This is a genomic window from Tamlana crocina (genome assembly GCF_012037625.1).
Genome location: NZ_JAAVJS010000571.1, coordinates 1 through 343, shown reverse-complemented (window position 1 = coordinate 343; position 343 = coordinate 1). Strand labels below are relative to the sequence as shown.

Annotated in this window: 1 protein-coding gene; it reads right to left on the bottom strand. The window is 41.1% G+C overall.

What is annotated here, in order from left to right:
- A partial coding sequence (locus tag HC176_RS18085; protein WP_167920388.1) for a 50S ribosomal protein L25 occupies positions 1-343 on the bottom strand: 343 nt, incomplete at both ends.

Genomic DNA, 343 nt, shown 5'->3' with positions numbered 1-343 from the left:
CGCTTTTAAGAGCAGTAACATAAAGTTTATTACCAATCTTAAGTGGAGTAATATCGGCTTCGATAAAATCGGGAAGATTTCCGGGAAGTCCTTTCACTCTCATGCGGCGAAGGTTGAATCTCAACACCCCACCATTTTTTACTCCACGGGCAACTCCTTTTGTATGTACAGGAATTTCCATCGAGATCTCTTTGTCTTCAAAGATCTGATAGAAATCAATGTGCATAATAGCATCGGTTACAGGGTGGAACTGGATGTCCTGAAGAACAGCGTTTAACTTTCCTCCGTCTTTTAGATCAATTTCCACAGTATGCACATCTGGTGTGTATACAAGGCTCTTGAA